Origin of the sequence: Piscinibacter gummiphilus (assembly GCF_032681285.1) — a bacterium.
GTDB lineage: Bacteria > Pseudomonadota > Gammaproteobacteria > Burkholderiales > Burkholderiaceae_C > Rhizobacter > Rhizobacter gummiphilus_A.
The window spans coordinates 795649-821041 of the sequence record NZ_CP136336.1 but is presented as its reverse complement, the minus strand read 5'-3'; the positions used below and the strand labels follow the sequence as shown (position 1 = coordinate 821041).

Here is a 25393-nt window from a genome sequence, read left to right as displayed (position 1 = left end):
CGTGGGTCCGGCGTCGCGCTCTCGTTGGCGCCCGGCAAATTCTTCGAGCGGTGACCTCGCCTCACAAACGGAACTACCCGTTGAAGCAACGCCAGCAAATTGCAAGCTAGCTTTCAAGTTGAAAGGCTTTCGGCCAGCTTTCATTCCGGCGTGGTGCAAGCCCGGGTTTGCAAGGCAGGTCAGGCTGGCAACATGCACCGCATGAAATTGCTGCTGGTCGAAGACGATTTCGATCTCTCCGGGGTGCTGGGCCACAGCCTTGCCTCGCGGGGGTACGAAGTGCTGCGCTGCGCCGACGGTGCCGAGGCGCTGGCGGCCGCACGCAAGAAGTCGTTCGACGTGGTGGTGCTCGACCTCACGCTGCCCACGCTCGACGGGCTCGAGGTGCTGCAACGCCTGCGCAGCGACGGCAACCCCGTGCCGGTGCTCGTGCTCACCGCGCGTGGCGCGGTCGGCGAGCGCATCGCGGGCCTCAACGCCGGGGCCGACGACTACCTCGCCAAGCCCTTCGACCTGGAAGAGCTGGTGGCACGCCTGGGGGCGCTCACCCGCCGCCTCGGGCGTGACGGCGACCTGCGCTGCGGGCGCCTGCGCTACGAGTCGGGCGCCGGTGCGTTCTATCGCGACGAGTCGCCTCTCGAGCTGTCGCCGCGCGAAGGCGAGTTGCTCAAGAGCCTGATGTCGCACGTGGAGCATGCGGTGCCGAAAGAGGTGCTGCGCGACGCCGTCTTCGGCAGCGACGATGGCACCCACGTCGATGCGATCGAGGTGATCGTGCATCGGCTGCGCAAGAAGCTCGTGGGCGCGAACGTCGAGATCCTCACCCTGCGCGGCGTGGGTTATCTGTTGTGCGACGACGCCAGCATGGCGGCGCAGCAGGCAGCGCGGTGAAGCCATGGAACGACTGGCTCTCCCGTGCAGCCTCGCTGCGGCGCTTCCTGCTGGTGTGGATGCTGAGCGGGCTGTGGCTGTCGGTGGCGGCGGTCACGCTGTGGCACGTGCTCGCGACCTGGGATCAGGTGGCGCAGGCGCAGGACGCGCGGCTGCTGGCCGCCGTCTCCCACGTCGTGCAGGACATGTCACAGGGCGCGGCCGAGCCGGTGAACGCGGTGTCGTCGATCCGCTTCAGGGTGAGTGCCATGAACGGTGACTGGCTGGCCGGCGACCGCGCCCTCGCGGCCTACCCGTGGCGCGCCATGCTGCCTGCTTCGGGGCTGCCCGAGCTCTACGTCACCCACCTCGCGCACGCGCCGGTGCGCGCCGCGGCGGCGCTGCGCCATGTGCCGGGTGCCAGCGACCCGGCCGGTGCGGTGCTGGTGCAGGTGGCCGAGCCGCTCGAAGACCGTTTCGCCGTGTGGCGCGAGTTGCCCATGGAACTTCTCGGCTGGGTGTACGGCCTGGCGGCGGCCATGTCGCTCGTGATCTGGAGCGGCGTGACCATCGCACTGCGCTGGCTCGACCGGGCACGCCTCGCCTTTGGCGCCACGCGCATCACGCACGGCGATGACGCGCCGTACGACGGACCCGCCGAACTCAGGCCCGCGGTCGACCGCATGCGCGAGCTGCATCGCCGCCAGCGCGAATGGGTCGACCAGCAGCGGCGCTTCCTCGCCGACGCGTCGCACCAGCTGCGCACGCCGATGTCGGTGCTGCGTGCGCAGCTCCAGTCGGCGCTGGCGGGCGACGTGGCACCGGCTGAGGTGCTGCCGCAGATGCTGCACACGGTCGACCGCGCGACCGGCATGGCCAACCAGTTGCTGAGCCTGAGCAAGCTCGAGCAGATCAAGCGCGCCGGCGAGCTGCAGCCCATCGACCTGCGTGCAGTGGCGCGCGATGCGGTGATGGAGCTGTCGCCCCTGATCGCCGCCAAGCGCCTGGACTTCGCGCTCGAAGGCGACGCGCTCTTCGCCCGCGCCGACGCGCTGATGCTCGGCGAGCTGCTGCGCAACCTGCTCGCCAACGCCATCCACCACACGCCGCAGGCCGGCCGCGTGGGCATCCTGCTGCGCGCCTATGCCGGCACCACCGAACTCGTGGTGTGGGACAGCGGCCCCGGCCTCGACGACGAGGTGCGGCCGCGCCTCTTCCAGGCCTTCTCGGCCGCCAAGGGCGGCGTGGGCCTGGGCCTGTCGATCTGCCGGCAGATCGCCGACGCCATGGGCGCGAGCATGGGCCTCTACAACCGCATCGACGACGGCCGCGTGATCGGCGTCGACGCAGTGGTGACCTGGGGACAGGGACCCTGACGCCAACCGATTCCGCCTGAGCCCTGCGGCTCGGCCTTTCCCCACGCGGACCTTCTCCGCGGCGCACCGATGCAGCCGCGTGGGATGGCCGTCGCCCGACAACGCCATCACGGCCAGACAGGAGACACGATTCCATGACCACGAGACGCACCTTCACCCTCTCGACCCTCACGCTGTTGCTCGCCGCCGCGGCGCCCACCGCGCAAGCCCAGGGCAGCGGCCAGCTCAACATCGTCTGCTCCGTCCAGGACGAGTGGTGCTCGATGATGAGCAGCGCCTTCGCCAAGAGCAGCGGCCTCAAGGTCAACGTGCTCAAGCGCGGCAGCGGCGAGGCGCTGGCGCAGCTGATCGCCGAACGGGCCAACCCCAAGATCGACGTCTGGTTCGGTGGCACCGGCGACCCGCACCTGCAGGCCGCCGAGCAGGACCTCACGCTCGAGTACAAGTCGCCCTCGTTGCCGCAGCTGCATTCGTGGGCGCAGGACCAGGCGCAACAATCGGGCTGGCGCACGGTGGGCGTGTATTCGGGGCCGCTCGGCTTCGGCTACAACACCGAGCTGCTGGCGAAGAAGAAGCTGCCGGTGCCCAAGTGCTGGAAGGACCTGCTCTCGCCCGCGCTGCGTGGCGAGGTGCAGGTCGCCAACCCGGCGAGCTCGGGCACGGCCTACACCATGATCGCCACCATCGTGCAGCTCATGGGTGAAGACAAGGCCTACGAGTACCTGAAGGGCCTGCACAAGAACGTGAGCCAGTACACCCGCTCGGGCACCGGGCCCATCAAGGCGGCGGCGCGCGGTGAGACCACGGTGTCGATCAGCTTCGTGCACGACGCGCCGGGCGAGCAGATGCAGGGCTTCCCCATCGCGACCGAGACGCCATGCGAAGGCACCGGCGCCGAGATCGGCTCGATGTCGATCGTCAAGGGGGCGCGCAACCTCGACAACGCGAAGAAGTTCTACGAATGGGCCCTGACGCCTGCCGCCCAGCAGCTCGGCGTGGCGGCCAAGCAGTTCCAACTGCCGTCGAACAAGGCGGCGCCGCTCGACGCGCGCATTCCCGACTTCCGCAAGATCAAGTTCATCCAGTACGACTACGCGAAGTACGGCAAGTCGAGCGAGCGCAAGCGCCTCATCGACCGCTGGGAGCGCGAAGTCAACTCGCTGCCGCGCTGACACGCCATGAGCTTCGACATCAACAACCGCAGCATCGTGGTCTGGGCCGCGCTCGGCCTGGTCGCGTTCGCGCTGCTGCCGTGGTATGCGCTGCCCGACGGCCTTTTCTCGCTGCGCGGCCCGGCCGAACTGCTCGGCGGCCACGACAGCTCGACCGCACTCGCGCAGGTGCTGCTGCACCGCCGCCCGTGGCTCGCACTCGGCGCGCTGCCGCTCCTGGCCGGGCTCGCGGCCACGGCCATGGTGCCCTCGCGGGCGCAGGGCTGGCTGCTCGCGCTGAGCGGCGCATTCGGTGTGGCCATCGTGCTGGCGCAGGGGTTCCTCATCGGCCTGCCGAACGCTGACGCGAACGTGCCGGCCGGCGTGCTGTCGCAGCTGCTCGACCCGGCGGCCGTCGGCCAGCCCGGCTTCGGCTGGGGGGCCGTCGTGCTGCTCGCGGCACTGCTCACGCAGGCCGCGTTCGGCATGGCTCGGCTCGGCGCCTTTCGGGGTGACCTCTTCGTTGCCGCCGCGGTGGTGGTCAGCGCCGGGCTGCTGCTGGTGTTCGTCGCGTTCCCGGTGCTGCGCACCCTCGCGGGTGCCTTTCTCGACGAAGCGGGCCAGCCGAGTGTCATGGCGGGCCTGCAGCGTGTGGCGAACGAGCGCATCTGGGGCCTGGGCTGCCTTGGCTCGGGCACGAGCTGCGGCGTGGCCTGGAACACGCTCTTCCTCGCCACGCTCACCGGCGTGAGCACCACGGTGCTGGGCACGCTGCTCGCGCTGATCGAGGACCGCAGCGACTCGCGCGTGCGGCGCGCGCTGGGCCTGCTCGCGCCCTTGCCCATCATCACGCCGCCCTTCGTCGTGGGCCTCGGGCTCGTGCTGCTGTTCGGCCGCGCGGGGCTCGTCAACCAGTTCCTCGAGTGGGCCTTCGGCATCGAGCCGGGGCGCTGGTTCTACGGCTGGTTCGGCGTGTGGCTGGCGCAGCTCTTCGCCTTCACGCCCATCGCCTTCCTGATCGTGCGCGGCGTGGTGCAGGGCATCAGCCCCTCACTGGAAGAAGCCTCGCAGACGCTGCGCGCCAACACCTCGCGCACCTTTCGCCACGTGACCTTTCCGCTGATGCTGCCGGGCCTGGCGAATGCCTTCCTCGTCGGCTTCATCGAGAGCATTGCCGACTTCGGCAACCCCATCGTCGCGGGCGGGCAGTTCTCGGTGCTGTCGACCGAGATCTTCTTCGCCATCGTCGGGGCGCAGTTCGACCAGGGCCGCGCCGCCGCGCTGGCGTGGATCCTCACGCTCTTCGCGCTGGGCGTGTTCGCGCTGCAGCGCGGCGTGCTGGGCCGCAAGAACTTCACCACCGTCTCGGGCAAGGGCGACGCCGGCATCTCGATGCGCCTGCCCACGGGCCTGCGGCGCGTGGCGCTGGCGATCGCGATTCCCTGGCTGCTCTTCACGCTCGTCGTCTACGTCTTCGCCTTCAGTGGCGGCTTCGTGCAGACCTGGGGCCGCAACTACACGCCCACGCTGGATCACTTCCGCACGGCCTTTGCCATCACGGCCGAAGGCGGCGCACTGCAGTGGGCCGGCATCGCGTGGGACTCGCTCTTCACCACGGTGAAGCTGGCCGCGGCGGCCGCGCCGCTGACGGCAGGGCTCGGGCTCCTGATCGCGTGGCTGCTGGCGCGGGTGCAGTTCCGCGGGCAGGGCGTGTTCGAGTTCTCGGCGCTGATGGCCTTCGCCATTCCGGGCACGGTGCTGGGCGTGAGCTACATCCTCGCCTTCAACGTGCCACCACTCGAGATGACGGGCACCGGGCTCATCATCGTGTTGTGCTTCATGTTCCGAAACCTGCCGGTGGGCGTGCGGGCCGGCTCGGCGGCCTTCCGCCAGCTCGACAAGTCGCTCGACGAAGCGGCGTTGATGCTGCGCGCCTCGACCGCCCGCACCTTGTGGACGGTGGTGTTGCCGTTGCTCAAGCCGGCAGTCGCCGCGTCGCTCATCTACAGCTTCGTGCGCTCGATGACCACGGTCTCGGCGGTGATCTTCCTCGTGACCGCCGAGACCGACCTCGCCACCACCTTCATCATCGGCCGGGTGGGCCAGGGCGACTATGGCGTGGCACTCGCGTACAGCACCGCGCTCATCGTGCTGATGGCGCTCGCCACCGCGGCCATCCAGTGGCTGGTGGGCGACCGCAAGCTCGGCCGGCGCGATGCGGCAGCACCCCGTCCGCACGACACGGTGGCTCGCCCGGTGGCCACTTCTCTCTGATCCCGATGACCCATTCTTCGCTTCAAGGAACCACACCGATGTACGGCATCGAATTCCGGAATGTCTCGAAACGCTACGGCAGCGACGACACGGCCCCGCTGGTGGTGAAAGACATCAGCTTCGGCGTGCCCAAGGGCACGCTCACCACCATCCTCGGCCCGTCGGGCTGCGGCAAGACGACCACGCTGCGCATGATCGCGGGGCTGGAGAGCCCGAGCGCCGGGCGCATCCTCATCAACGGCGAGGACGTGACGGCGCTCGGCGCGGCGCAGCGCAACGTGAGCCTGGTGTTCCAGAGTTATGCGCTCTTCCCGCACATGAGCGTGATCGAGAACGTGTCCTATGGCTTGCGCATGTCGGGTCAGCGTGGGCCGCAGGCGCGCGAGAAGGCGGCGCAGATGCTCGCCACCGTGGGCCTGCACGGGCTCGACGAGCGCATGCCCAGCGAGCTCTCGGGCGGCCAGCAGCAGCGTGTGGCACTCGCCCGCGCGCTGGCGCTGGAGCCGGCGGTGCTGCTCTTCGACGAGCCGCTCTCCAACCTCGATGCGCGCCTGCGCCGCTCGATGCGCGAGGAGATCCGCGCGCTGCAGCAGCGCCTGGCGCTCACCGTGGCCTACGTGACGCACGACCAGAGCGAGGCGCTCGCCGTCAGCGACCACATCATCGTGATGGACCAGGGTGTCATCGCGCAGCGCGGCACGCCGCACGAGCTCTACGAGTCGCCCAACTCCGAGTTCGTCGCAGGGTTCATGGGCGAGGCCATGCTGTTCGACGGCATGTGCGACGCGCAGGGCCGGGTGTCGCTGGGCGCGCTGAGCATCCCTGCGCAGCAGGACATCGAGCCCGGCCCGGTGAAGATCGCGGTGCGCCCCGAGGCCTGGCTCATCCGCCCGGTAGCGAGCTCTGGGCTGGCGGCGCGCGTGGTCAAGCAGACCTACGTCGGCAGCGTCATGGAGTACACGCTGGGCAGCCCGCTCGGCGACATCTTCGTGGTCTCGCCCGACGTGAAGCAGCCGCTCAGCCCGGGGGCGCCGGTGAGCCTCTATCTCGCCGACCATGGCGTGTCGATCGTGGCCCGTGGCCAGCAGGGCTGAACCATGTGCCACCCCGACATGATGATGAGGAGAGAGGCCGAGCCGCGGCTCTATGCGGAAGAGCAGCTGCTGGCGCACGAGGCCATGCCGCCCTCGGCGCCGCTGCCGGGCCTCGCGGGCGAGCTGCTTTCCGCGGGCAACGCCGACGCGCGCAAGCGCGTGGTGCAAGGCGCGCTGCTGGCGCTCGGCTTCGAGTGGCTGGGCTACGGCACCGTGGTGCAGCAGCAGGGGCGTGCCGTGCCTACACGCTTTCTCACGAGCTATGCGCACCAAGCCTGGCTGAAGCGCTACTTCGCGCAGCGCTACCACGAGGTCGATTCGCGGCACCAGGACGCGCCCACGTCCAGCCTGCCCCTGATCTGGGACATCGACGAATTGGGCAGCCTGCACACGGGCCATCGGCCGAGCGGCCGTGAGCGCGATTTTCTCGACGACTTCCGCGACAGCGGCATCCGAAGCGGCGTGTTCTTCCGCCTCGCTTCACCGGTGCGAGCGCACGAGCACACGGTCATCAGCCTGATGTCGTCGCGGCCCGGGCGTGCCTGGATCGTCGACGGCGTGCTGGGCCAGGCGCTGACCCTGGGCCTGAGCCTGCACGAGGTGCTGTCGCATCACCTGCACCTGCCCGACGACCCGCACAAGCCGGCGCTCGGCGACATGTCGGCCACGCAGCTTCACATCCTCGAGGAGCTGCAGCAGGGCCGCAGCGACAAGGAGATCGCCTACCGCCTGCAGCTCACGATGCACGCCGTCGATTACCACATGCGCCAGTTGCGCCGCCGGTTCTCGGCGCGCAACCGGGTGCAGCTGGTCAACGCGTCGGTGGAGCTGCTCGGGGCTGGTTGCCCGTGAGGCGCGCGGCGCTCAGAGAGCGTCGTCGCCCTGCATCGCCTGCAGCAACTGCACACGGTTGCGCACGCCGAAGCGCTTGCGCAGTTGTCGCATGTGGTAGTCGACGTTGTGCAGGCCGATGCCGAGCCTCGCGGCAATGGCCTTGTCGCCCAGCCCCTGCGACACGCACGCGAGGATCTCGCGCTGCAGCGGGGTGAGCCCCGCACTGGCCGCGCGTGGACTCGCGATCGTTCCGCCGGCCGGTTCGGGCGGGGTGGCATAGCGCGTGTAGAACTCGTGCAGGCACAGCGCGAGCGTGAGCACCTGGCCCAGCAGCCCGTCGCCCATCCAGCCGCTGCCGGGCGTGCGTGAGAGCAGGCTCACGATCTGGCGATCGGTGTGCGTGGCGCCCGGCAGCGCGAGGATCACGCCGCTGCGCATGCCGGTGCCGGCGAGCTCGTCGACGAAGCGCTGCAGGCGGCCGTCGTCGGGCTGCGCGACGGCAAGCAGGTGATCCAGCGTCCACACGACCGGCAGGCACGATTGCAACGCGCGCGGCAGGCGCGGGTCGACTTCGTAGTGGCGCGCGCCGAAGTAGCGCTCGGCCCAGTGCGAGTCGACGTAGGTGGTGCAGAAGCTCACTGGCGTGCCGGGCTCGCTGCGGCTCGCGAAGCGGCCGTAGCCCAGCCATTCGAAGCCCAGCACGTGCAGCAGCGTGGTGACGATCCGGCGGCGTTCGTCGGCACTCTCGGCCCCGATGAGCGCCTGCAGCAGCGAAGGCTGCGTGGGCACCTTGACACGCCGGGGTGCCCTGAAGACGGGCTCCTCATGCAGCAGCACCTGCGCGCCGCCGGTCTCGGCGGCCGGGCACGCGATCTGTGTCGGCAAGCTCATCGGCGCAGGCAACGCAGGGCCGGTGGCGGTCGCGATCGAGGGCTTCAGAACGGTCTCCCAACGGTGGTCAGGCATCTCGGGTCAGCGCCCGACGGGCCCGTGGGCCAGCTCGTGGCTCGCCTCTGGGCGAGGGATGGTAGCCACGGGAACTTGACCCTGATGTGAACGCATGTGACAGCAGGCGCTCCCCGGGGGCAGCGCTGCCTGAGGCACGCCGGCGGCGGTGCGGTGCAGCGCCGCATCGGCCCGCCGCACCTCTTCGCTCAAGCCATTGAGGGAGTCGATCAGCGCACGGCGCTGCCGTGGCTCCACGCCAGCGAAGTCGGACTCCTGAAAGGCGCTGGTTCCGGAAGCGGACGGCTGCATGGCTGTGGACGCGGCAAAGGCAATGACCGACGCTCGGCAAGGCATGTGCCGCGCGTGTGCCCGATCAATGGGCAATCCAAGGCCGCGCCAGCCCAAGCCAGCCTCATCGGCTTGCCAGTGTCACTTGCCCACAGCCTTGTCCACAGCTTCTGTGGACACCGAAGCGGCAAGCCTTACGACCGCGGCGTCACTCGACGCGTTGCAATTCCCGCCCGGCACGAGGGCGCCGGGGCGGTGGACGTCTCTTCGTTCCGAGCACCTTCACCGCTTCTTGCGCCGACGGGACGGGGCCGGCGTTGCCAACCAGTTGCCGGCCCAGAAGTCGACGATCTGGCGGGTGGCGTCGGCCTGCAGGCTTGCGGCTTGTCGGTTCGCCGCTGCGGTGGCGTGCCCGCGAGCGGCGCCTGTCGTTCGATTCGCGGCGCTGAGCCAGGCACTCATGAAGGGGTTCTTGGCCAACCAGGGATTGCGCATGCTGTCCTCCGATGCAGGAGCGATTTGGCACACGATCTTTTCTCGATGGGCTCACGTTGTCACCTCGCCGATCGGTGATCTTCGCGTCGTCCATGTCCTACCGGGCTATGCGGCCTGTCGCGCCGGGAATGCTGCAGCGGGCACGACGACGTTGGCGCGATACGTTCGCAGGGTATCGAACAGCTGTCTGCCGTTGGCCTGCGCGAAGTCCTCCGCGTTGTTGTTCATCACGACGTGAAGATTCAGCGACGGACTGTCGAGCCTGGCGATCTGCACCGCCAGGCCCTCCAGCTCTGCGTCGTCGTACTGGTAGTTGAAGCGGCCGGACGAAGAGCGGTCTCTGTTGTTCCAGGTGTGCTCGTTTCGGCCGTGCATGCGCACCAGCGCATGGCTGGGGTGGGTCACGTCCCAGATCGACGGAACGCAGTTCGCAAACCCCTGCGGCTCATCGACGATCGTGTGCACCACCTCGAGTTCGCGCTCGAACGCGAGCGTCTCCCGCGCGTTCATGCCGTCGAACCAGCTGACGTTGCGGAACTCGACGCTGACGGTGTGCCCGCGCATGCGCTCGACACAGTGCTCGATGTGTGCCAACCCGGCTCGGTTGCGCACGACCCACGGCGCGAACTGGAAGTGCACCAGCCCGAGCCGGCCTGCCTGCCGGAGCGGCGCCATGCCGCCGACGAACCGCTCCCACAGCACATCACGCAGCTCGGGCGGCACGTCGCGGTAATAGAGGATGGACTTGTCGCGCAAAGCGGCAGGCAAGCCTTGGCGGACGTCGGCGGGGAGCGCCTGCGGGGAGGTCTGGTGCCCGGTGAAGAGGCGGAAGGCCTTCACGTTCATCACGAAGTCCGGGGGCGTCCGTTCGGCCCATTGCTGCGCCATGCCGGGCGGCGTCATCGCATAGAAGCTCGAGTCCACCTCCACCAACGGGAACTGCGTGGCATAGAAGCGCAAGCGCTCCTCCGCACTCATCTGCGCCGATGGATAAAAGCGCCCGGTGTCGATGAGCGCAGGGTGCGACCAGGAGGCGGTGCCGATCCGGATGCTCATGGCAGACAGGCGAGAAGCTGTGGATTCATACAGTATATGATCCAGCCCGAGAGTCAGCCATGGGCGAACCTTCCGCAATTCCAGAACCGTCGCCGTTGTCCAGGCCAGGTACGGCGAAAGACGTGTTCGCGGATCTCAATGAACGGCAACGCGCTGCCGTCGAACATGGCGTGGCCGACGGGTCCCACCGCGGCCCGCTCCTCGTGATTGCCGGCGCCGGCACCGGCAAGACGAAGACCCTGGCCAGCCGCGTTGCGCGTCTCGTGCAGACGGGCGCCGACCCGCACCGCATCCTCTTGCTCACCTTCGCCCGCCGTGCCGCTGGCGAGATGGAGCAGCGCGTCGGGCGCATGCTGCACCGCCTTCTCGGCTACGGCACCACCCAGGCGCCGCCGCACTTCCCGTGGTGCGGCACCTTCCACAGCGTTGGAGCGCGCCTGTTGCGCGACTACGCGGACCGCATCGGTCTCGCGCCCAACTTCACCATCCTCGACCGCTCCGACGCCGAAGACCTGATGGGCATCGTGCGTCAGGAGCTTGGGCTTGCCGAGACGGTCGAGCGGTTCCCGCTGAAGGGGAGTTGCCTCGCGATCTACTCACGCGTGGTGAACAGCCAATCGCGCTTGGACCAGGTGCTGCAGACGCACTACCCCTGGTGCTTCGCGGCACACGACGGGCTGAAGAAGCTGTTCAAGGCGTATGCCCAGGCCAAGCACCAACAGCAAGTACTCGACTACGACGACCTGCTGCTGTACTGGTCTCACATGATGATGGACGCCGGCATCGCAGCCGACGTTCGACAGCGCTTCGACCATGTGCTCATCGATGAGTACCAGGACACGAACCGCCTGCAGGGCTCGATCGTGCTCGGGCTCAAGCCACAGGGCGAGAACCTCACGGTGGTCGGTGATGACGCACAAGCCATCTATTCGTTTCGGGCGGCGGACGTCGGCAACATCCTGGAGTTCCCGGATCAATTCACTCCGCCCGCACGCATCGTGGCGCTGGAGCAGAACTACCGCTCCACCCAGCCGATCCTTGCAGCATCCAACGCGGTGATCGGTCTGTCGAAGAAGCGCCATGCGAAGGATCTGTGGTCGAACCAGGCGTCGAGCGAATTGCCGCGCATCACCGCCATGCCGGACGAGGCCAGCCAGGCGCAGTGGGTGGCCGATCAGGTGCTGCTGCGGCGAGAGGAAGGCATCCGCCTCATCAAGCAGGCCGTGCTCTTCAGAACGTCGAGCCACAGCGCACCGCTGGAGCTCGAATTGACCCGCCGCAACATCCCGTTCCGCAAGTTTGGCGGGCTCAAGTTCCTGGAGAGCACGCACATCAAGGACGTGCTCAGCATCTTGCGCTGGGCGCAAAACCCCCGCGGCCGGCTGGCGGGCTTTCGCGTCTCGCAACTGCTGGCTGGCTTCGGCCCGGTCAGCGCAGGCAAGCTGCTCGACGAGATGGAGCGTGAGGCCGATCCGATGACGGCGATCCGGGGCTTCACACCCCCCAAGGCTGCCTCGGAGGAATTTGCGAAGCTCGCCGGGCTGATCGAGAGCATGAGTCAGCAGAGCGAATGGCCAGGCGACCTCGAGCGTGCGATCGAGTGGTACCAGCCGCACCTGGAGCGCATGCATGATGACGCCGAAGTGCGCCTTGCCGACCTGGAGCAGATGGCGCGCATTGCGCAGGGCTACAGCAGCCGCGAGCGCTTCTTGACCGAGTTGACGCTCGACCCGCCCGAGGCGAGCAGCGACGAGTCAGGCGCGCCGCATCTCGACGAGGACTATCTGATCCTGTCGACCATCCATTCGGCCAAGGGCCAGGAGTGGAATGCGGTCTACGTGCTCAACGTCGTGGACGGCTGCATGCCGTCTGACATGGCAACAGGCCGCGAAGAAGACATCGAAGAAGAGCGGCGCCTCCTGTACGTGGCGATGACACGGGCCAAGCATCACCTGGCACTGATCACGCCGCAGCGCTTCTACGTTCGCCAGCAGCGTCGAGGCGGAGACAGCTACATCAACGCGACGCTCACGCGCTTCATCCCCGGCAAGGTGGCCAGGCTGTTCGAGCAAGTCGCACCGATGTCGGCGCGGGGTGACACGCGCGTGTCGTCGCACGTGCCGACGGTCGATGTCGGTGCCAAGTTGCGAGCCATGTGGGACTAAGCGCCCACAAGGCTCCCGTCATGCGGCCATCTGCCGATACCTTGGCAACAACACGAAGACTTGGTAGGCCGTGCTGGGCTCGAACCAGCGACCAAAGGATTATGAGTCCTCTGCTCTAACCAACTGAGCTAACGGCCCCTCTCGAAAGAGCCGCGATTGTAGGCAGCCCGTCGCTACTTCACGCTGAGCGCATTGCTCACCAGCCGCGACGTGATGTCGACGATCTGGATCATGCGGTCATACGCCATGCGCGTGGGCCCGATGACGCCCAGCGTGCCCACGATCTGGCCGTTGACCTCATACGGTGCCGAGACGACCGAGAGTTCCTCGAACGGCACCACCATGCTCTCGCCGCCGATGTAGATGCGCACGCCCTCGGCGCGGCTGCTCACGTCCAGCAGGCGCATGAGCTGCGTCTTCTGCTCGAACAAGTCAAAGAGCTTGCGCAGGCTGCCCATGTCGCTGGAAAAGTCTTGCACGGTGAGCAGGTTGCGCTCGCCGCTGATGACGACCTGCTCCTGCTGGTCGGCCATTGCCTCGCTGCCGGCCTGCACGGCGGCCTGCATCAGGGTGGCGATCTCGCCGCGCAGCACATCGACTTCGCGCTTCAGCCGCTCGCGCACTTCTTCGATGGTGAGGCCGGCGTATTGCTGCGTGAGGTAGTTACTGGCCTCGATCAGCTCGCTCTGGGTGTGGTCGTGCGCGGTCATGATGACGCGGTTCTGCACGTCGCCATCGGGCGCCACCATGATCACCAGCACCCGGCGCTCGCTCAGGCGCAGGAACTCGATGTGGTGGAACACGCTGGCCTTGCGCGGCGCCGTCACCACACCGACGAAGCTCGAGAGGCTGCTGAGCATCTGCGCCGCGTTGGCGATCACGCGCTGGGGTTGGTCGGGCGCGAGCTGGGTTTCGATCGGCGCATGGGCAACGCTCAGGTCGATGGGCTGCGCCGTGAGCATGGTGTCGACGAAGAGCCGGTAGCCCCGCGCGGTGGGGATGCGCCCCGCGCTGGTGTGGGGACTGGCGATCAGGCCCAGCTCTTCCAGGTCGGCCATCACATTGCGGATGGTGGCGGGCGACAGGTCGAGCCCGGAGGCCTTCGACAGCGTGCGCGAGCCGACGGGCTGCCCGTCGGCGATGTAGCGCTCGACCAGCGCTTTCAGGAGGGTTCTGGCTCGCTCGTCCAACATGGTTTTTCATTGTAGGACGCGGGGCGTTTGACACCCGCCTGACACCTCATTTCTCGAAGGCCCTGTGGTGTAATCCTTCGCATGCCGTCACGCTTTCGACATGCCGCTCTCGTGGGCAAATACCAGGCCCGGGGCATCCGTGGGGTGCTCGAAGAGATCGCGCATTTCCTCTCGCGGCAGGGTCTCGAAGTCTCACTGGAACGCGAGACCGCCCTCAACACCGGCATCACCGATTTCAACGCGCTCAACCCGGCCGAACTGGGCAAGCAGTGCGACATGGCCATCGTGGTGGGCGGCGACGGCACCATGCTCGGCATCGCCCGCCAGCTCGCCCGCTTCGACCTGCCGATGGTGGGCATCAACCAGGGCCGGCTGGGTTTCATCACCGACGTCCCCGTGGGCCACTACGCCGAGGCGCTGGCGCCCATCATCGCGGGCGACTACGAGGAAGAGCGCCGCACCATGCTCGAAGGCAGCGTGGTGCGCGACGAGCAGCGCATCTTCGATGGCTTCGCGATGAACGACGTGGTGGTGAGCCGCAGCGCCACCGCCGGCATGCTGGAAGTGAAGGTCGACATCGGCACCGAATTCGTCGCCAACCTGCGGGCCGACGGCGTGATCATTGCGTCGCCCACGGGGTCGACGGCCTATGCGCTCTCGGCCGGCGGGCCCATCCTGCACCCGGGCATCGGCGGCTGGCTCCTGGTGCCGATCGCGCCGCACGACCTGTCGAACCGGCCCATCGTGCTGCCCGACACGCAAGACATCCAGATCGAGGTGGTGAACGGCCGCGACGCGAGCGTCAATTTCGACATGCAGAGCCTGGCGAGCCTGATGCCGGGCGACCGCATCGTGGTGCGGCGCTCGAAGCACCAGGTGCGCTTCCTGCATCCGCGCGGCTGGAGCTACTACGCGACGCTGCGTCGCAAACTGCATTGGAACGCCGGGGTGAACTGAGATGCTGCGCCGTCTGTCGCTGCGAGATTTCGTGATCGTCACCTCGCTCGAGGTGGAACTGGCGGGTGGCTTTTCGGTGCTGACCGGCGAGACCGGCGCCGGCAAGTCGATCCTGATCGATGCGCTGCAACTCGCGCTCGGCAGCCGGAGCGATGCGGGTGTGGTGCGTGAAGGCGCTGCGCGCGCCGAGATCAGCGCCGAGTTCGACTCGCCTGCAAGCCTGGCCGGCTGGCTCGACGAAGCGGGCTTCGAGCCCGCCGACACGCTGCTGCTGCGCCGCGTCATCGACGCGCAAGGCAAGAGTCGCGCATGGGTCAATGGCAGCCCGGCCACCGTCGCGCAGTTGCGCGAGGCGGCCGATCACCTGGTCGACATACACGGCCAGCACGCTTGGCAGAGCCTCACACGTGCGGCTTCGGTGCGCGGGCTGCTCGATGCCTATGCGGGCGTCGACACCTCTGCGCTCGCCGCGGCCTATCAAAGCTGGAAGACGGCGGGCGATGCACTGGCCAAGGCGCGCACGCAGCAGGCCGACCTCGAACGCGAGCGTGAGCGCCTGGCCTGGCAAGTGGGCGAGATCGACAAGCTCGCCCCCGGCGCCGACGAGTGGGACGAGCTCGAAGCCGACCACAAACGCCTGTCGAACGCGCAATCGCTGATGGATGCCGCCCAAGCCGCGCTCGACGCGGTGAGCGAAGCCGAGGTGAGCGCCGACGGCCTCACCGGCCGTGCCATCGACGCGCTGCAAGACGTGACCGACTACGACCGCCGCCTGGCCGACGTGGCCGAGGTGCTGCAGAGCGCGCAGACGCAACTGCAGGACGCCGCGCATACGCTCACCAGCTACCTCGGCCATGCCGAACTCGACCCCGAGCGCCTGCGCGAACTCGACGAGCGCCTCGCCGCCTGGATGAGCCTCGCCAAGCGCTACCGTCGTCCACCGGCCGAGCTGCCGGCCTTGCTCGATCAATGGAAGGGCGAGTTGCGGGCGCTCGACGCCGCGGCGGATCTCGACGGCCTGGAGCGCGCCTTGAAAGAGGCCGCGACCGCCTACGACGCCGAGGCCAAGCGTGTGTCGGCCCAGCGCAAGTCGGCGGCGCCCAAGCTCGCGACCGCCATCACACAAGCCATGCAGCAGCTCGGCATGGCCGGTGGCCGCTTCGAGGTGCAACTGAACCCGCAAGACGAGCGCCAGGCGTTCGGGGTCGAGTCGGCCGAGTTCCTGGTCGCAGGCCACGCCGGCAGCACGCCGCGACCGCTGGGCAAGGTGGCCTCGGGCGGTGAACTCTCGCGCATCGCGCTTGCCATCGCCGTTACCACGAGCCAGCTGGCCCAAGGGGGTGACGGTGCCGGCACCTTGATCTTCGACGAGGTCGACGCGGGCGTCGGCGGCGCCGTGGCCGACACCGTGGGCCGCCTCATGAAGCAGCTCGGCCGCGACCGCCAGGTGATGGCGGTGACGCACTTGCCGCAAGTCGCGGCGTGTGCCGACCACCACTTCGTGGTGAGCAAGGCGCTGCGCGACGGCACGACCCGCAGCGATGTGCAGCCGGTGGGCGGCGAGGCGCGTGTGGCCGAGATCGCCCGCATGCTGGGCGGCGAGCGCCAGACGGGCACCACGCTTGCCCATGCCCAGGAGCTGCTGTCGGTGGCCGCCGAATCCAGCGGCCGAAGCGGCAGCCGCAAACGATCATGACCACCCTGCCCGACCCTTTGCCCACGACGGTGGCCGCGCCGCCTGCGGTGCCGCACGAGATCGTGCTCGTGACCGGCATCTCCGGCTCGGGCAAATCCGTCGCGCTGCATGCGCTCGAAGACGCCGGCTTCTTCTGCGTCGACAACCTGCCGCCCGAGCTGCTGCGCGAGTTCCTGCGGCTGGAGCACGAGCGCCAGCAGCGCCGCGTGGCCATCGCGGTCGACGTGCGTAGCGCCGGCTCGTTGCCGCACCTGCTGCCGCTCATCCACGAGCTGCGGCAGGAAGGCGTGACGGTGCGCTCGATCTTTCTCGATGCGAGCACCGATGCGCTCGTGCGCCGCTTCTCCGAGACACGCCGCCCGCACCCGCTGAGCCAGGAGCTGCCGCCCGTGTCCCCCGCACGGCGCCGCGACGACGAAAACACCGTGAGCCACCGCGCGCTCAACGATGCCATCGAGATGGAGCGCGAGCTGCTCGCCGACCTGCGCGAGGCCTCGACCGTCGTCGATACCAGCCTCCTGCGCCCGGCGCAACTGCGGGTGTGGATCCGCGACCTCGTGCGGGCGCAAGCGCGTGCGCTCACGCTCGTCTTCGAGTCGTTCGCCTTCAAGCACGGCGTGCCGCTCGATGCCGATTTCGTGTTCGACGTGCGCGTGCTGCCCAACCCGTACTACGTGCGCGAGCTCCGTGCGCAGACTGGCCGCGACCGCGAGGTCATCGCCTACCTCGAAGCCCAGCCCGAAGCGCTGGAGATGCTGTCGCAGATCGAGGCCTTCATCGCGCGCTGGCTGCCGTCGTTCGAGAACGACCAGCGCAGCTACCTCACCGTCGCCATCGGTTGCACCGGCGGGCAGCACCGCTCGGTCTACCTGGTCGAAACCCTTGCGAAACGCTTTGCCGGCCGCGGCATCGCGCTGGTTCGCCATCGAGAGCTTGATGCCCGAGACTGAAGCGCTCATTTCTCTTCCCCTCTTCCCGTTGCAAGCCGTTCTCTTCCCTGGCGGGCTCCTGAGCCTGAAGGTGTTCGAGGCCCGCTATCTGGATCTGGTGAGCGCAAGCCTGCGCGAACAAAAGCCCTTCGGCGTGGTAGCGCTGCGCCAAGGCAGCGAGGTGCGCAAGGCGGGCGAGCCGGTGGTGCTGGAAGACATCGGCACGACGGCCGAGCTGCTCGACGTCGACAGCACGCAGCCCGGCATCCTGCAGGTGCGCTGCCGCGGGCTGCATCGCTTCAAGGTGCAGTCGCGCGAGCAGCAACCCGACGGGCTGTGGCTCGCACGCGCACGGGTGATCGACGATGACGACGAAAACGTCGCACCCGTCGGGGCGTATCTCGAAAGCGTGCGGGGCCTCGCCAACGCCATCGCCACGCTCAAGCAGCAAGGCACCGAGCCGTTCCTGAAGCCCTTCAAGTTCGAGAGCGCCGGCTGGGTGGCCAACCGCTGGTGCGAGATCCTGCCGATTTCCGTGGCCGCCAAGCAGAAGCTGATGGAGCTGCCCGATCCGCAGGTGCGGCTTCAGCTCGTCAACGAGTTCCTGCGCACCAAGGGCGTGGTCAAGTAGCGCGCGACAGGAGCAGCTTGCGCAGGGGCGCGGGCAGGCCCATCGCGAGCGCCTCGTCGAGGCGGTACCAGCCACCTGCCGGCAGCAGCGCGGTGATCGCAGCCAATGCCGTCTTCGTCACCTGAGGCGACAGGGCCACATGCAAAGGGTGCAGCGTCCAGTCCAGATGGGTCAGCACGTGGGTGAAGCTGGGCAGGACGGTCGACGTGCCGGGCCAGGTTTCGGCGAGTGCAGTCAGTTCTTCGGGCGAGGCGAACTCCGGCAGGCTCCAGAGCCCCGCCCACACGCCGGTCTCAGGCCGTTGGCACAACCAGAGTTCGTCGCCCTTGCTGAGCCACAGCCACGCGTTCTCACGCTTGCTGCGCTTGAGCTTGCGCGTCTTGATCGGGTACTTGTCCTGTGTACCGCTTCGCCGTGCTTCGCACCCGGCTTGCACTGGGCACAACAGGCACTGCGGTGAGCGTGCCAGGCACACTGTTGCGCCGAGGTCCATGATGCCCTGCGTGTAAGCCGGCATGTCGGTGGGCGGCAGCAGTTCGGTGGCAGCCGCCCACAGCTCGCGCTCATGGCGTGGCACGGCGAGGTCTTTGTCGAAGGCGAGGAAACGCGTCAGCACGCGTTTGACGTTGCCGTCGAGGATGGCCACCCGCTCGCCGAAGCAGAAGGACGCGATCGCCGCGGCGGTGGAGCGGCCGATGCCAGGCAGCGCCTGCAGCACCTCGGCCGTCTTCGGAAACTCACCGCCATGCTCGGCCACGACCGCCTTGGCGCACGCATGCAGGTTGCGCGCGCGGCTGTAGTAGCCGAGGCCGCTCCACAGCGCGAGCACATCGTCCTGCGAGGCCGCGGCCAGCGCCTGCACATCCGGAAAGCGTTGCAGGAAACGCTCGTAGTAGGCCAGCACGGTGCTCACCTGCGTCTGCTGCAACATGATCTCGGACAGCCACACGCGATAGGGATCGGTCGTGCGCTGCCACGGCAGGTCGTGGCGCCCGTGCGTGGCTTGCCACGCGATCAGAGGAGTGGCGAAGCGGTCTTGCGGAGTTGCAGCGCTCAAGCCTGGGCGGCGTAGAGCATGCCGGCTTCGCTGTTCTGCGCTTCGGCCGGGGCGCCATCGGCGCGGGCCTGCTCCTTCACGCGCATCGCCATCTCGTGGCAGCGCGCCTGCAGCTGTTGCAGCTGCTCGTCTTGCGCTTCGAGTTCTGCGATGCGCTGCTCGAGTTCACCCGACGCGGCCTGGATGCGCTCGAGCGCCTCGCGGCGGCGGCGGAAGCCACGGCGGCGCTCGCGCAGCTGCGAATCGACCTGCGACGAGGCCATCTTGTTCCACAGCTCCATCTCGCTGCTGGCGTTCTCGAACACGACGCGCAGCTTGGAGACGAGCATGCGGCGGAACTGCTCCATGAACTTCGGCTGCGACAGCCGCAGCGCCTGCGTCAGCCCGAGGTACTGCACGTAGCTGCGCTGGATGAGCGACAACTCGTTGATGAAGCGCTGCAGGTCGGGCGCCTTGTTCACCGAAAGGCTGAAGCCGAACTCCGCGTTGAGCTTGCCGAACGAGGCGTTGAGCATCTCGCGGATCTCGCCCGCGCGCACCTGCGAGGCTTCGAGCAGCTCGCGCAGGCGGCCGCACAGGGCGAGGAAAGCCTTCTTCGCGCCGAGGTTGAGCAGCGAGGCGTTCATCGCCTTCTGCATCTCGTTGACTTCTTCGCGCAGGCGGTCGCTGGTGAGGTCGACCAGCGCGTTTTTCAGCATGCGGCTGTGGACCATGCGCATGGCCTGCAGCTTGGAGGTGCACTGCTCGAATTCGGCCGTCTCGGCGTCGACGCGTTCGATCATCACGCGCGTCTTGGCGCTGCTCTTGCCGCGCAGGCCCCGCAGCTCGAGCATCTGCTCGGCCATCTGGCGGCGGCGATCGGCGAGGCCACGGTTGACCTGCGCTTCCATGCGCGCGATGGCGTCGGTGACGAGGTCTTGAAGAATGTCGCGGCGCTGCGGGAGCAGTTGCGCGCCGAGGGCCGCTTCGAGTGCGGGCAGGCGGCTCTCGGCCAGGCCTTGGTGGTTCTTCTCGATGCGCGAGGCAAGCGCCTGGCGGGCCGACAGCGGGAACACGCGCGCAGCGTCCATGTCGAGCGTGCGGGCGGTGGCCTGGCGCTGCGATTCGATCTGCTCGCGCACCTGCTCGGGCGTGGCGAGCGGGTCGATCAGCGCGTCGATCTTGTTGAGCACCACGAAGCTCGTCTGCGCCGGCGAGCCGAGGTGGTCGCGCCAGATCGCCATGTCGGACTTGGTGACGCCGGTGTCGGCACCGAGGATGAACACCATCGCGTGGGCCGACGGGAGCAGGCTCAGCGTGAGCTCGGGCTCGGCGCCGATGGCGTTGAGCCCCGGGGTGTCGAGCACCACCAGACCCTGCTTCAAGAGCGGGTGCGGGTAGTTGATGATCGCGTGGCGCCAGGCCGGCACTTCGGCGCGGCCCTGGTCGTCGGTGGGCGGGTTGTCTTCGGGGTGCTCGTCGTCCCAAAAGCCGAGGGCCTTGGCATCTTCGATGCTGACCCACTGCGTGCGCATCACTTCCTGCAGCGCGCTCGACAGCTTGTCGGGGGAACTCACGTCGAGCGGCAGGTGCGTCCACATCTTGGGCTGGCCGCGCAGCTCGCCGAGCGACAGGCCTTCGAGGCGAGTGCCGATCGGCAGCAGCGCGAGCGCGGGCTCTTCGCCCAGCTCGAACCCGAGTTCGACCGGGCACATCGTGGTGCGGCCCGGCGTGGCCGGCAGCACGCGGCGGCCGGCATCGGAAAAGAAGATCGCGTTGATCAGCTCGGACTTGCCGCGCGAGAACTCGGCGACGAAGGCCACGATGAGCTTCTCGCCCGACAGGCGGCGGCGCAGCGCGTCGAGCGATTCGTGGGCGGACGGGTCGGCGACGTCGTGCTCGGAGAGGAAGCGGCTGTACTCGTCGAGCCGCGCTCCCAGCACCGCACGCCACTGGGAGAGTTCGTCAAGACTGCTTGCGAAGGAAGTCGCCATGGGGGTGGTCGCGGGCCCGCAAAAGAGCGTCAGGCATGGTAGCGCAGCATCGTTTTGACGCAGCGCAGCGGAAACAACTCGTTGCCCAGGCAGGTGACGAGATGTGAGGTTTTTGGCGCTTTGTCAGAAGGCCGCGGGCCCGACCCTCAGCGCCGCTGGCACTGCGGGCAGAAGAAAGTCGAACGCTGGCCCTGCACGATGCGGCGGATGGGCGTGCCGCAGACGTGGCACGGCAAGCCTTCGCGGCCGTAGACCTGGGCCTGCAGCTGGAACTCACCGGCCATGCCGTGGGCATCGCGGAAGTCGCGCAGCGTGGAGCCGCCGAGCGCCAGCGCGCGGGCGAGGGTCTCGCGCACCGCCACGGCCAGCCGCTCGGCGCGCGGGCGGCTCACGGTGTCGCTGCGCGTGCGCGGGTCGATGCCGGCGTGGAAGAGCGCTTCGCAGGCGTAGATGTTGCCGGCACCGACGACGATGTCGCCCGCCAGCAGCGCAAGCTTCACCGCCACGCGGCGGCGCTTGAGCGCGGCGTGCAGGTAGGCGCCGTTGAAGGCCGCATCGAAGGGCTCGACGCCGAGGGTCGAGAGGAGTTGTCCGGCCATGCCGCTGTCGAGCGCGGGCGACCAGACAACGGCGCCAAAGCGGCGCGGATCGGTCAAACGCAGCAGGCCGCGTGTGGTCGACAGGTCGAAGTGATCGTGCGTGCCGTGCGGTGGGGCCTGGTCCTGGAACGCCAGCGAGCCTGACATGCCCAGGTGCATCAGAAGGCCGCCCTGGCTGAGCGGCAGCCACAGGTATTTGCCGCGCCGCAGGGCGTCACCCACGGTCTGGCCGACGAGGCCTTCGGGCTCGCAACCGAGTGGCCAGCGCAAGGGCTTGCCCAAGCGCACCGCCGTGACGCGGGCGCCCGAAATGCGGTGGGCAAAACTCTGGCGGGTGACCTCGACCTCGGGAAGTTCTGGCATTCGGGAATTATCACGAGCGGAACGAATCGGAACAGGCGACGAATCGACGCGACACCTAGAATCTTTCGAGCCCAAGGAGCCCTGCATGCCGTCTTCTCCCCTGTTCCCTCGCGCGGGCCTGGCCTTGGCTTGCGCGCTCATGTTGATGCATGGCGCCCACGCCCAGAACGACACAGTTCCGAAGGAGCCCGCCGAGCCGGTGCGCAATTCCGCGCTCGACGGCCCCTTGTTCTACCAACTGCTGCGCGGCGAGCTGGAGCTGCGCTCGGGCCAGGTGGTGGAAGGCCACCAGGCCTTGATCGACGCCGCACGGCGCACACGCGACGAGGCACTCTTCCGCCGTGCCACCGAAGCGGCGTTGCAGCAGCGCGCGATCGAGCTCGCACTGCAGTCGACGCAGGTCTGGCGCGCCACGCTGCCCGACTCGCTGGAAGCCGCGCGCTACCAGCTGCAGCTGCTCATTGTGATGAACCGGCCCAACGAAACCGTGGAGCCACTGCGCACGCTGCTGCGCCTCACGCCCGCGGCCGAGCGTTCGGCGGCCATCACGGCGCTGCCGCGCGTTTTCGAGCGCAGTGGCGACAAGGCCCAGACCGCCAAGCGGCTCGAGGAGATCCTCAAGCCATCGCTCGGCAGCGCCGACACCCGCGTGGCGGCGCAGGTGGCGATCGCGCGCGCCTGGCTGGCCGCGGGCGACAGCGCCCGTGCGAACGAGCTCGCCAAGACCGCGCACGCACAAGACCCGGCGGCCGAATTGCCGGCGCTGCTGGCGCTGGAGCTCATGGCCACGACACCCGCGGCCGAGAGCCTCGTGCAGTCGCACCTGCAGGCCAAGCCGTCGAGCCTGGCAATTCGCATGGTGTATGCGCGGGTGCTGAGCGCCGCACAGCGGTATGCCGATGCGGTGCCGCAGCTCGAAGCCGTCACGCGCTCCGACAACGCACCGCTCAATGCCTGGCTGACGCTCGGCGCCCTGCACCTGGAGCTGAAGCATCCGCGTGAAGGCACGGCAGCGCTTCTGCAGTATGTGCAGCGTGCGCAGAACGCGCCGCCGCCGGTGGCCGCGCCGGCATCGGCCCCGCAGGACGACGATGACGACAACCCCGCCACCGCCACCGATCGCGGCCTGACGCAGGCCTACCTGCTGCTCTCGCAAGCCGCCGAACAGCAGCGCGACTACGCGGGCGCCGAAGCGTGGCTCGCGAAGGTCACCGATGCACAGCGTGCGCTCGAGGTGCAATCGCGCCGCGCCTCGCTGCTCGCCAAGCAGGGCAAGGTGCAAGCGGCACGCGAGTTGATCCGGAACGTTCCCGAGAAAGGCCCCGACGACCAGCGCGCCAAGCTGCTGGCGGAAGCGCAGATGCTGCGCGAGGTGAAGCAGTGGGAAGAGGCGAACCGCGTGCTCGCATCAGCCAACCAGAAGTTCCCCGACGACCCTGACCTGCTGTACGAGCAGTCGATGATGGTCGAGAAGCTCAACCGCATGGACGAGATGGAGCGCCTGCTGCGCAAGGTGATCGCGCTCAAACCCGACCACCACCATGCCTACAACGCGCTCGGCTATTCGTTGGCCGAGCGCAACCAGCGCCTGCCCGAAGCGCGCGAGCTCATCAAGAAGGCGCTCGACCTCGCGCCCGGCGAACCCTTCATCACCGACAGCCTGGGCTGGGTGGAGTACCGCCTGGGCAACCGCGACGAAGCGCTTCGCTTGCTGCAGCAGGCCTACAGGTCGCGGCCCGACGTCGAGATCGGCGCCCACCTTGGCGAGGTGCTGTGGATGAGCGGCCAGCGCGACGAGGCGCGGCGTGTGCTGCGCGAGTCGCACAACCGCGACCAGGGCAACGAGGTGCTGAAGGAAACGCTGGCGCGTCTGCGGGTCGACCTGTGAGGCATCTCGCTTTCGTGGGGCTGCTCGCGGGCAGCCTGCTCGCCGGCTGCGCCACCGTCGGCCAGAAGGCACCGCCCGACAGTGCCACGCTGTCGGGCAAGCTGTCGGTGCGCGTCGACGCGACCGCCACCACGCCCTCGCGCAGCGAGAGCGGCAGCTTCGAACTCAAGGGCACGCCGGAGGCCGGGCAACTGAACCTGTCGACCCCGCTCGGCACCGTGATGGCCCAGGCCCGCTGGGCCGGCAACCGCGCCTGGCTGGCCACCTCGCAGGGCGAGACGGCCTACCCGGACCTCGACACGCTCACACAAGAGATGCTCGGCGAAAGCCTGCCGGTGGCGGCGCTCTTCGACTGGCTGCGCGGCCGGCCGTGGCCTGGCACCGCGAGCCGTGCCGTCGAAGGCGGTTTCGAGCAGCTCGGCTGGACCATCGACCTGGCCCGCTTCGGCGAAGGCTGGGTCGCCGCCCGTCGCGCGCAAGCGCCTGCCGTGCTCGTGCGCGCCAAGGTCGACCCGTCCTGACCATGCCGCTCAACGCCCTGTACGACGTGGCCGCACCGGCCAAGATCAACCTCTTCCTGCACGTGACCGGCCGCCGGGCCGACGGCTACCACCTGCTGCAATCGGTCTTCACGCTGATCGACTGGGCGGACACGCTGCATTTCGAGCGCCGCCACGACGGCCAGATCGCCCGGCGCGACCTCACGGCCGCCCTGCCGACCGAAGACCTTTGCCTCAAGGCCGCCCGAGCGCTGCAGGCCGCCTCGGGCACGACCCTCGGCGCCGACATCTCCATCGACAAGCAGTTGCCCTGGGGCGCGGGCATGGGCGGCGGCAGTTCCGACGCCGCCAGCACCCTGCTCGCCCTCAACCGCCTGTGGGGCCTCGACTGGCCGCTGTCGCGCCTGCTGGACATCGGGCTCACACTCGGCGCCGACGTGCCGTTTTTCCTGGGCGGCGACAACGCCTGGGTCGAAGGCATCGGCGAACTGCTCACCCCGCTGGCCTTGCCTCGGCAGTGGCTGGCCGTGGTCAAGCCCGCCGCCAGCATCGAAACCCGCGCGATTTTCACGAGCCCCCTGTTGGCCCGGAATACCGAAGCTGCTATAGTCGCGGGCTTCCTTGCAAAGGCCGGCATCGATGCCCTGCTGGAAGGCTTCGGTCACAACGACTTGCAGCCGCCCGCCGAGCACCAGTGCCCCGAAGTGGCGCAAGCCGCTTCCCTGCTCAAGGCCCGCTTCGGCAACAGCCGCATGACGGGTTCAGGCAGTGCGGTGTTTGCGAGGGCAGGCACAGACGTTGCACCCATGGCGACGCTTCCGGCGGATCTTCCGTCGGGCTGGGTGGGGCGGATGTGCCGCAGTCTGGAGCAGCATCCCTTGAAGGGCTGGGCTTCAGCTGAGACAAGTTGAAGGTGGGCTGCGCAAGCAGCCAGCCGGTGTAGGGGAGTCGCCAAGTTGGTTAAGGCATCGGATTTTGATTCCGACATGCGAGGGTTCGAGTCCTTCCTCCCCTGCCAAATTTTCTGTGTTTGATTCCCGGTGCCGCGGGCAGGTC

Annotated in this window: 21 protein-coding genes and 2 tRNA genes; 15 read left to right on the top strand and 8 right to left on the bottom strand. The window is 68.4% G+C overall.

Annotated elements, in window-relative coordinates; all coding sequences use genetic code 11:
• The first annotated feature begins 201 nt into the window (after window positions 1–201).
• The 6 genes from RXV79_RS04005 to RXV79_RS03980 all read left to right on the top strand — a co-directional run bounded on the left by RXV79_RS04005 (window position 202) and on the right by RXV79_RS03980 (window position 7617).
• A complete protein-coding gene (locus RXV79_RS04005) occupies window positions 202–891 on the top strand; it encodes a response regulator (RefSeq protein WP_316702183.1) in 690 nt (229 codons plus the stop codon).
• Window positions 888–2246, top strand: coding sequence for a sensor histidine kinase (locus RXV79_RS04000; RefSeq protein WP_316702182.1), 1359 nt, complete (start codon window positions 888–890; stop codon window positions 2244–2246). Before RXV79_RS04005 ends, RXV79_RS04000 begins: the two co-directional genes overlap by 4 nt.
• Window positions 2247–2380: 134 nt before the next feature.
• Window positions 2381–3418 (top strand): ABC transporter substrate-binding protein, encoded by a 1038-nt coding sequence (locus tag RXV79_RS03995; protein ID WP_316702181.1) that lies wholly within the window; start codon window positions 2381–2383, stop codon window positions 3416–3418.
• Between the two features lie 6 nt (window positions 3419–3424).
• A complete protein-coding gene (locus tag RXV79_RS03990) occupies window positions 3425–5671 on the top strand; it encodes an ABC transporter permease (RefSeq protein ID WP_316702180.1) in 2247 nt (748 codons plus the stop codon).
• 38 nt (window positions 5672–5709) lie between these two features.
• Window positions 5710–6765: an ABC transporter ATP-binding protein gene (locus tag RXV79_RS03985; protein ID WP_316702179.1), complete on the top strand. Its 1056-nt coding sequence runs from the start codon at window positions 5710–5712 to the stop codon at window positions 6763–6765.
• Window positions 6766–6783: 18 nt separating this feature from the next.
• Window positions 6784–7617, top strand: a complete 834-nt coding sequence (locus RXV79_RS03980; protein WP_316702178.1) for a LuxR family transcriptional regulator — start codon at window positions 6784–6786, stop codon at window positions 7615–7617.
• Between the two features lie 12 nt (window positions 7618–7629).
• Here RXV79_RS03980 and RXV79_RS03975 read toward each other — a convergent pair whose 3' ends face one another.
• The 3 genes from RXV79_RS03975 to RXV79_RS03965 form a co-directional block, all read right to left on the bottom strand.
• A complete protein-coding gene (locus tag RXV79_RS03975; protein WP_316702177.1) occupies window positions 7630–8565 on the bottom strand; it encodes a helix-turn-helix transcriptional regulator in 936 nt (311 codons plus the stop codon).
• A gap of 552 nt (window positions 8566–9117) precedes the next feature.
• Window positions 9118–9330 carry a hypothetical protein gene (locus RXV79_RS03970; RefSeq protein ID WP_316702176.1) on the bottom strand — a complete coding sequence of 71 codons (213 nt, stop codon included), beginning with the start codon at window positions 9328–9330 and terminating at the stop codon, window positions 9118–9120.
• A 105-nt stretch (window positions 9331–9435) separates the two neighbouring features.
• Window positions 9436–10386 carry a DUF72 domain-containing protein gene (locus RXV79_RS03965; protein WP_316702175.1) on the bottom strand — a complete coding sequence of 317 codons (951 nt, stop codon included), beginning with the start codon at window positions 10384–10386 and terminating at the stop codon, window positions 9436–9438.
• 59 nt (window positions 10387–10445) lie between these two features.
• On the opposite strand from RXV79_RS03965, the gene RXV79_RS03960 reads away from it, so the two are divergent.
• Window positions 10446–12551: an ATP-dependent helicase gene (locus RXV79_RS03960; protein ID WP_316702174.1), complete on the top strand. Its 2106-nt coding sequence runs from the start codon at window positions 10446–10448 to the stop codon at window positions 12549–12551.
• Window positions 12552–12612: 61 nt separating this feature from the next.
• Here the strand turns inward: RXV79_RS03960 and RXV79_RS03955 are convergent.
• A tRNA-Ile gene (locus tag RXV79_RS03955) sits at window positions 12613–12689 on the bottom strand.
• 35 nt (window positions 12690–12724) lie between these two features.
• Window positions 12725–13744 (bottom strand): heat-inducible transcriptional repressor HrcA, encoded by a 1020-nt coding sequence (gene hrcA, locus RXV79_RS03950; RefSeq protein WP_316702173.1) that lies wholly within the window; start codon window positions 13742–13744, stop codon window positions 12725–12727.
• A gap of 81 nt (window positions 13745–13825) precedes the next feature.
• On the opposite strand from hrcA, the gene RXV79_RS03945 reads away from it, so the two are divergent.
• From RXV79_RS03945 to RXV79_RS03930, 4 genes are read left to right on the top strand one after another with little or no spacing between them, the layout of a single operon-like run.
• Entirely contained in the window at window positions 13826–14701 is an 876-nt protein-coding gene (locus tag RXV79_RS03945) for an NAD kinase (RefSeq protein ID WP_316702172.1), read from the top strand.
• A gap of 1 nt (window position 14702) precedes the next feature.
• Window positions 14703–16397: a DNA repair protein RecN gene (recN, locus tag RXV79_RS03940; protein ID WP_316702171.1), complete on the top strand. Its 1695-nt coding sequence runs from the start codon at window positions 14703–14705 to the stop codon at window positions 16395–16397.
• Window positions 16394–17347, top strand: coding sequence for an RNase adapter RapZ (gene rapZ, locus RXV79_RS03935; protein WP_413816664.1), 954 nt, complete (start codon window positions 16394–16396; stop codon window positions 17345–17347). Before recN ends, rapZ begins: the two co-directional genes overlap by 4 nt.
• Window positions 17334–17957, top strand: a complete 624-nt coding sequence (locus RXV79_RS03930) for an LON peptidase substrate-binding domain-containing protein (protein ID WP_316702170.1) — start codon at window positions 17334–17336, stop codon at window positions 17955–17957. Before rapZ ends, RXV79_RS03930 begins: the two co-directional genes overlap by 14 nt.
• On the opposite strand, the gene mutY is transcribed toward RXV79_RS03930, so the two are convergent.
• The 3 genes from mutY to mutM all read right to left on the bottom strand — a co-directional run bounded on the left by mutY (window position 17950) and on the right by mutM (window position 21949).
• Entirely contained in the window at window positions 17950–19014 is a 1065-nt protein-coding gene (gene mutY, locus RXV79_RS03925) for an A/G-specific adenine glycosylase (protein WP_316702169.1), read from the bottom strand. The genes RXV79_RS03930 and mutY overlap by 8 nt on opposite strands.
• Entirely contained in the window at window positions 19011–20987 is a 1977-nt protein-coding gene (locus RXV79_RS03920; protein ID WP_316702168.1) for a dynamin family protein, read from the bottom strand. The genes mutY and RXV79_RS03920 overlap by 4 nt, the downstream gene beginning before the upstream one ends.
• Window positions 20988–21133: 146 nt before the next feature.
• The gene (gene mutM / locus RXV79_RS03915) at window positions 21134–21949 is read right to left on the bottom strand and encodes a bifunctional DNA-formamidopyrimidine glycosylase/DNA-(apurinic or apyrimidinic site) lyase (protein WP_316702167.1); all 816 of its coding nucleotides are present in this window, start codon (window positions 21947–21949) and stop codon (window positions 21134–21136) included.
• Between the two features lie 85 nt (window positions 21950–22034).
• On the opposite strand from mutM, the gene RXV79_RS03910 reads away from it, so the two are divergent.
• From RXV79_RS03910 to RXV79_RS03895, 4 genes are all read left to right on the top strand, one after another.
• Window positions 22035–23837, top strand: a complete 1803-nt coding sequence (locus tag RXV79_RS03910) for a tetratricopeptide repeat protein (RefSeq protein WP_316702166.1) — start codon at window positions 22035–22037, stop codon at window positions 23835–23837.
• A gap of 14 nt (window positions 23838–23851) precedes the next feature.
• On the top strand, window positions 23852–24358 hold the full coding sequence (locus tag RXV79_RS03905; protein WP_316702165.1) for an outer membrane lipoprotein LolB: 507 nt from the start codon (window positions 23852–23854) through the stop codon (window positions 24356–24358).
• 2 nt (window positions 24359–24360) lie between these two features.
• Window positions 24361–25248 (top strand): 4-(cytidine 5'-diphospho)-2-C-methyl-D-erythritol kinase, encoded by an 888-nt coding sequence (ispE, locus tag RXV79_RS03900; RefSeq protein WP_316702164.1) that lies wholly within the window; start codon window positions 24361–24363, stop codon window positions 25246–25248.
• 30 nt (window positions 25249–25278) lie between these two features.
• Window positions 25279–25355 (top strand) — tRNA-Gln (locus RXV79_RS03895).
• The last annotated feature ends 38 nt before the right edge of the window (window positions 25356–25393 follow it).

Bases quoted from the DNA above. Each gene is read 5' to 3' on its own strand.
- RXV79_RS04005 (WP_316702183.1), top strand. From the start codon at position 202: ATGAAATTGCTGCTGGTCGAAGACGATTTCGATCTCTCCGGGGTGCTG.
- RXV79_RS03995 (WP_316702181.1), top strand. From the start codon at position 2,381: ATGACCACGAGACGCACCTTCACCCTCTCGACCCTCACGCTGTTGCTC.
- RXV79_RS03990 (WP_316702180.1), top strand. From the start codon at position 3,425: ATGAGCTTCGACATCAACAACCGCAGCATCGTGGTCTGGGCCGCGCTC.
- RXV79_RS03985 (WP_316702179.1), top strand. From the start codon at position 5,710: ATGTACGGCATCGAATTCCGGAATGTCTCGAAACGCTACGGCAGCGAC.
- RXV79_RS03980 (WP_316702178.1), top strand. From the start codon at position 6,784: ATGATGATGAGGAGAGAGGCCGAGCCGCGGCTCTATGCGGAAGAGCAG.
- RXV79_RS03975 (WP_316702177.1), bottom strand. From the start codon at position 8,565: ATGCCTGACCACCGTTGGGAGACCGTTCTGAAGCCCTCGATCGCGACC.
- RXV79_RS03970 (WP_316702176.1), bottom strand. From the start codon at position 9,330: ATGCGCAATCCCTGGTTGGCCAAGAACCCCTTCATGAGTGCCTGGCTC.
- RXV79_RS03965 (WP_316702175.1), bottom strand. From the start codon at position 10,386: ATGAGCATCCGGATCGGCACCGCCTCCTGGTCGCACCCTGCGCTCATC.
- RXV79_RS03960 (WP_316702174.1), top strand. From the start codon at position 10,446: ATGGGCGAACCTTCCGCAATTCCAGAACCGTCGCCGTTGTCCAGGCCA.
- hrcA (WP_316702173.1), bottom strand. From the start codon at position 13,744: ATGTTGGACGAGCGAGCCAGAACCCTCCTGAAAGCGCTGGTCGAGCGC.
- RXV79_RS03945 (WP_316702172.1), top strand. From the start codon at position 13,826: ATGCCGTCACGCTTTCGACATGCCGCTCTCGTGGGCAAATACCAGGCC.
- recN (WP_316702171.1), top strand. From the start codon at position 14,703: ATGCTGCGCCGTCTGTCGCTGCGAGATTTCGTGATCGTCACCTCGCTC.
- rapZ (WP_413816664.1), top strand. From the start codon at position 16,394: ATGACCACCCTGCCCGACCCTTTGCCCACGACGGTGGCCGCGCCGCCT.
- RXV79_RS03930 (WP_316702170.1), top strand. From the start codon at position 17,334: ATGCCCGAGACTGAAGCGCTCATTTCTCTTCCCCTCTTCCCGTTGCAA.
- RXV79_RS03920 (WP_316702168.1), bottom strand. From the start codon at position 20,987: ATGGCGACTTCCTTCGCAAGCAGTCTTGACGAACTCTCCCAGTGGCGT.
- mutM (WP_316702167.1), bottom strand. From the start codon at position 21,949: ATGCCAGAACTTCCCGAGGTCGAGGTCACCCGCCAGAGTTTTGCCCAC.
- RXV79_RS03910 (WP_316702166.1), top strand. From the start codon at position 22,035: ATGCCGTCTTCTCCCCTGTTCCCTCGCGCGGGCCTGGCCTTGGCTTGC.
- ispE (WP_316702164.1), top strand. From the start codon at position 24,361: ATGCCGCTCAACGCCCTGTACGACGTGGCCGCACCGGCCAAGATCAAC.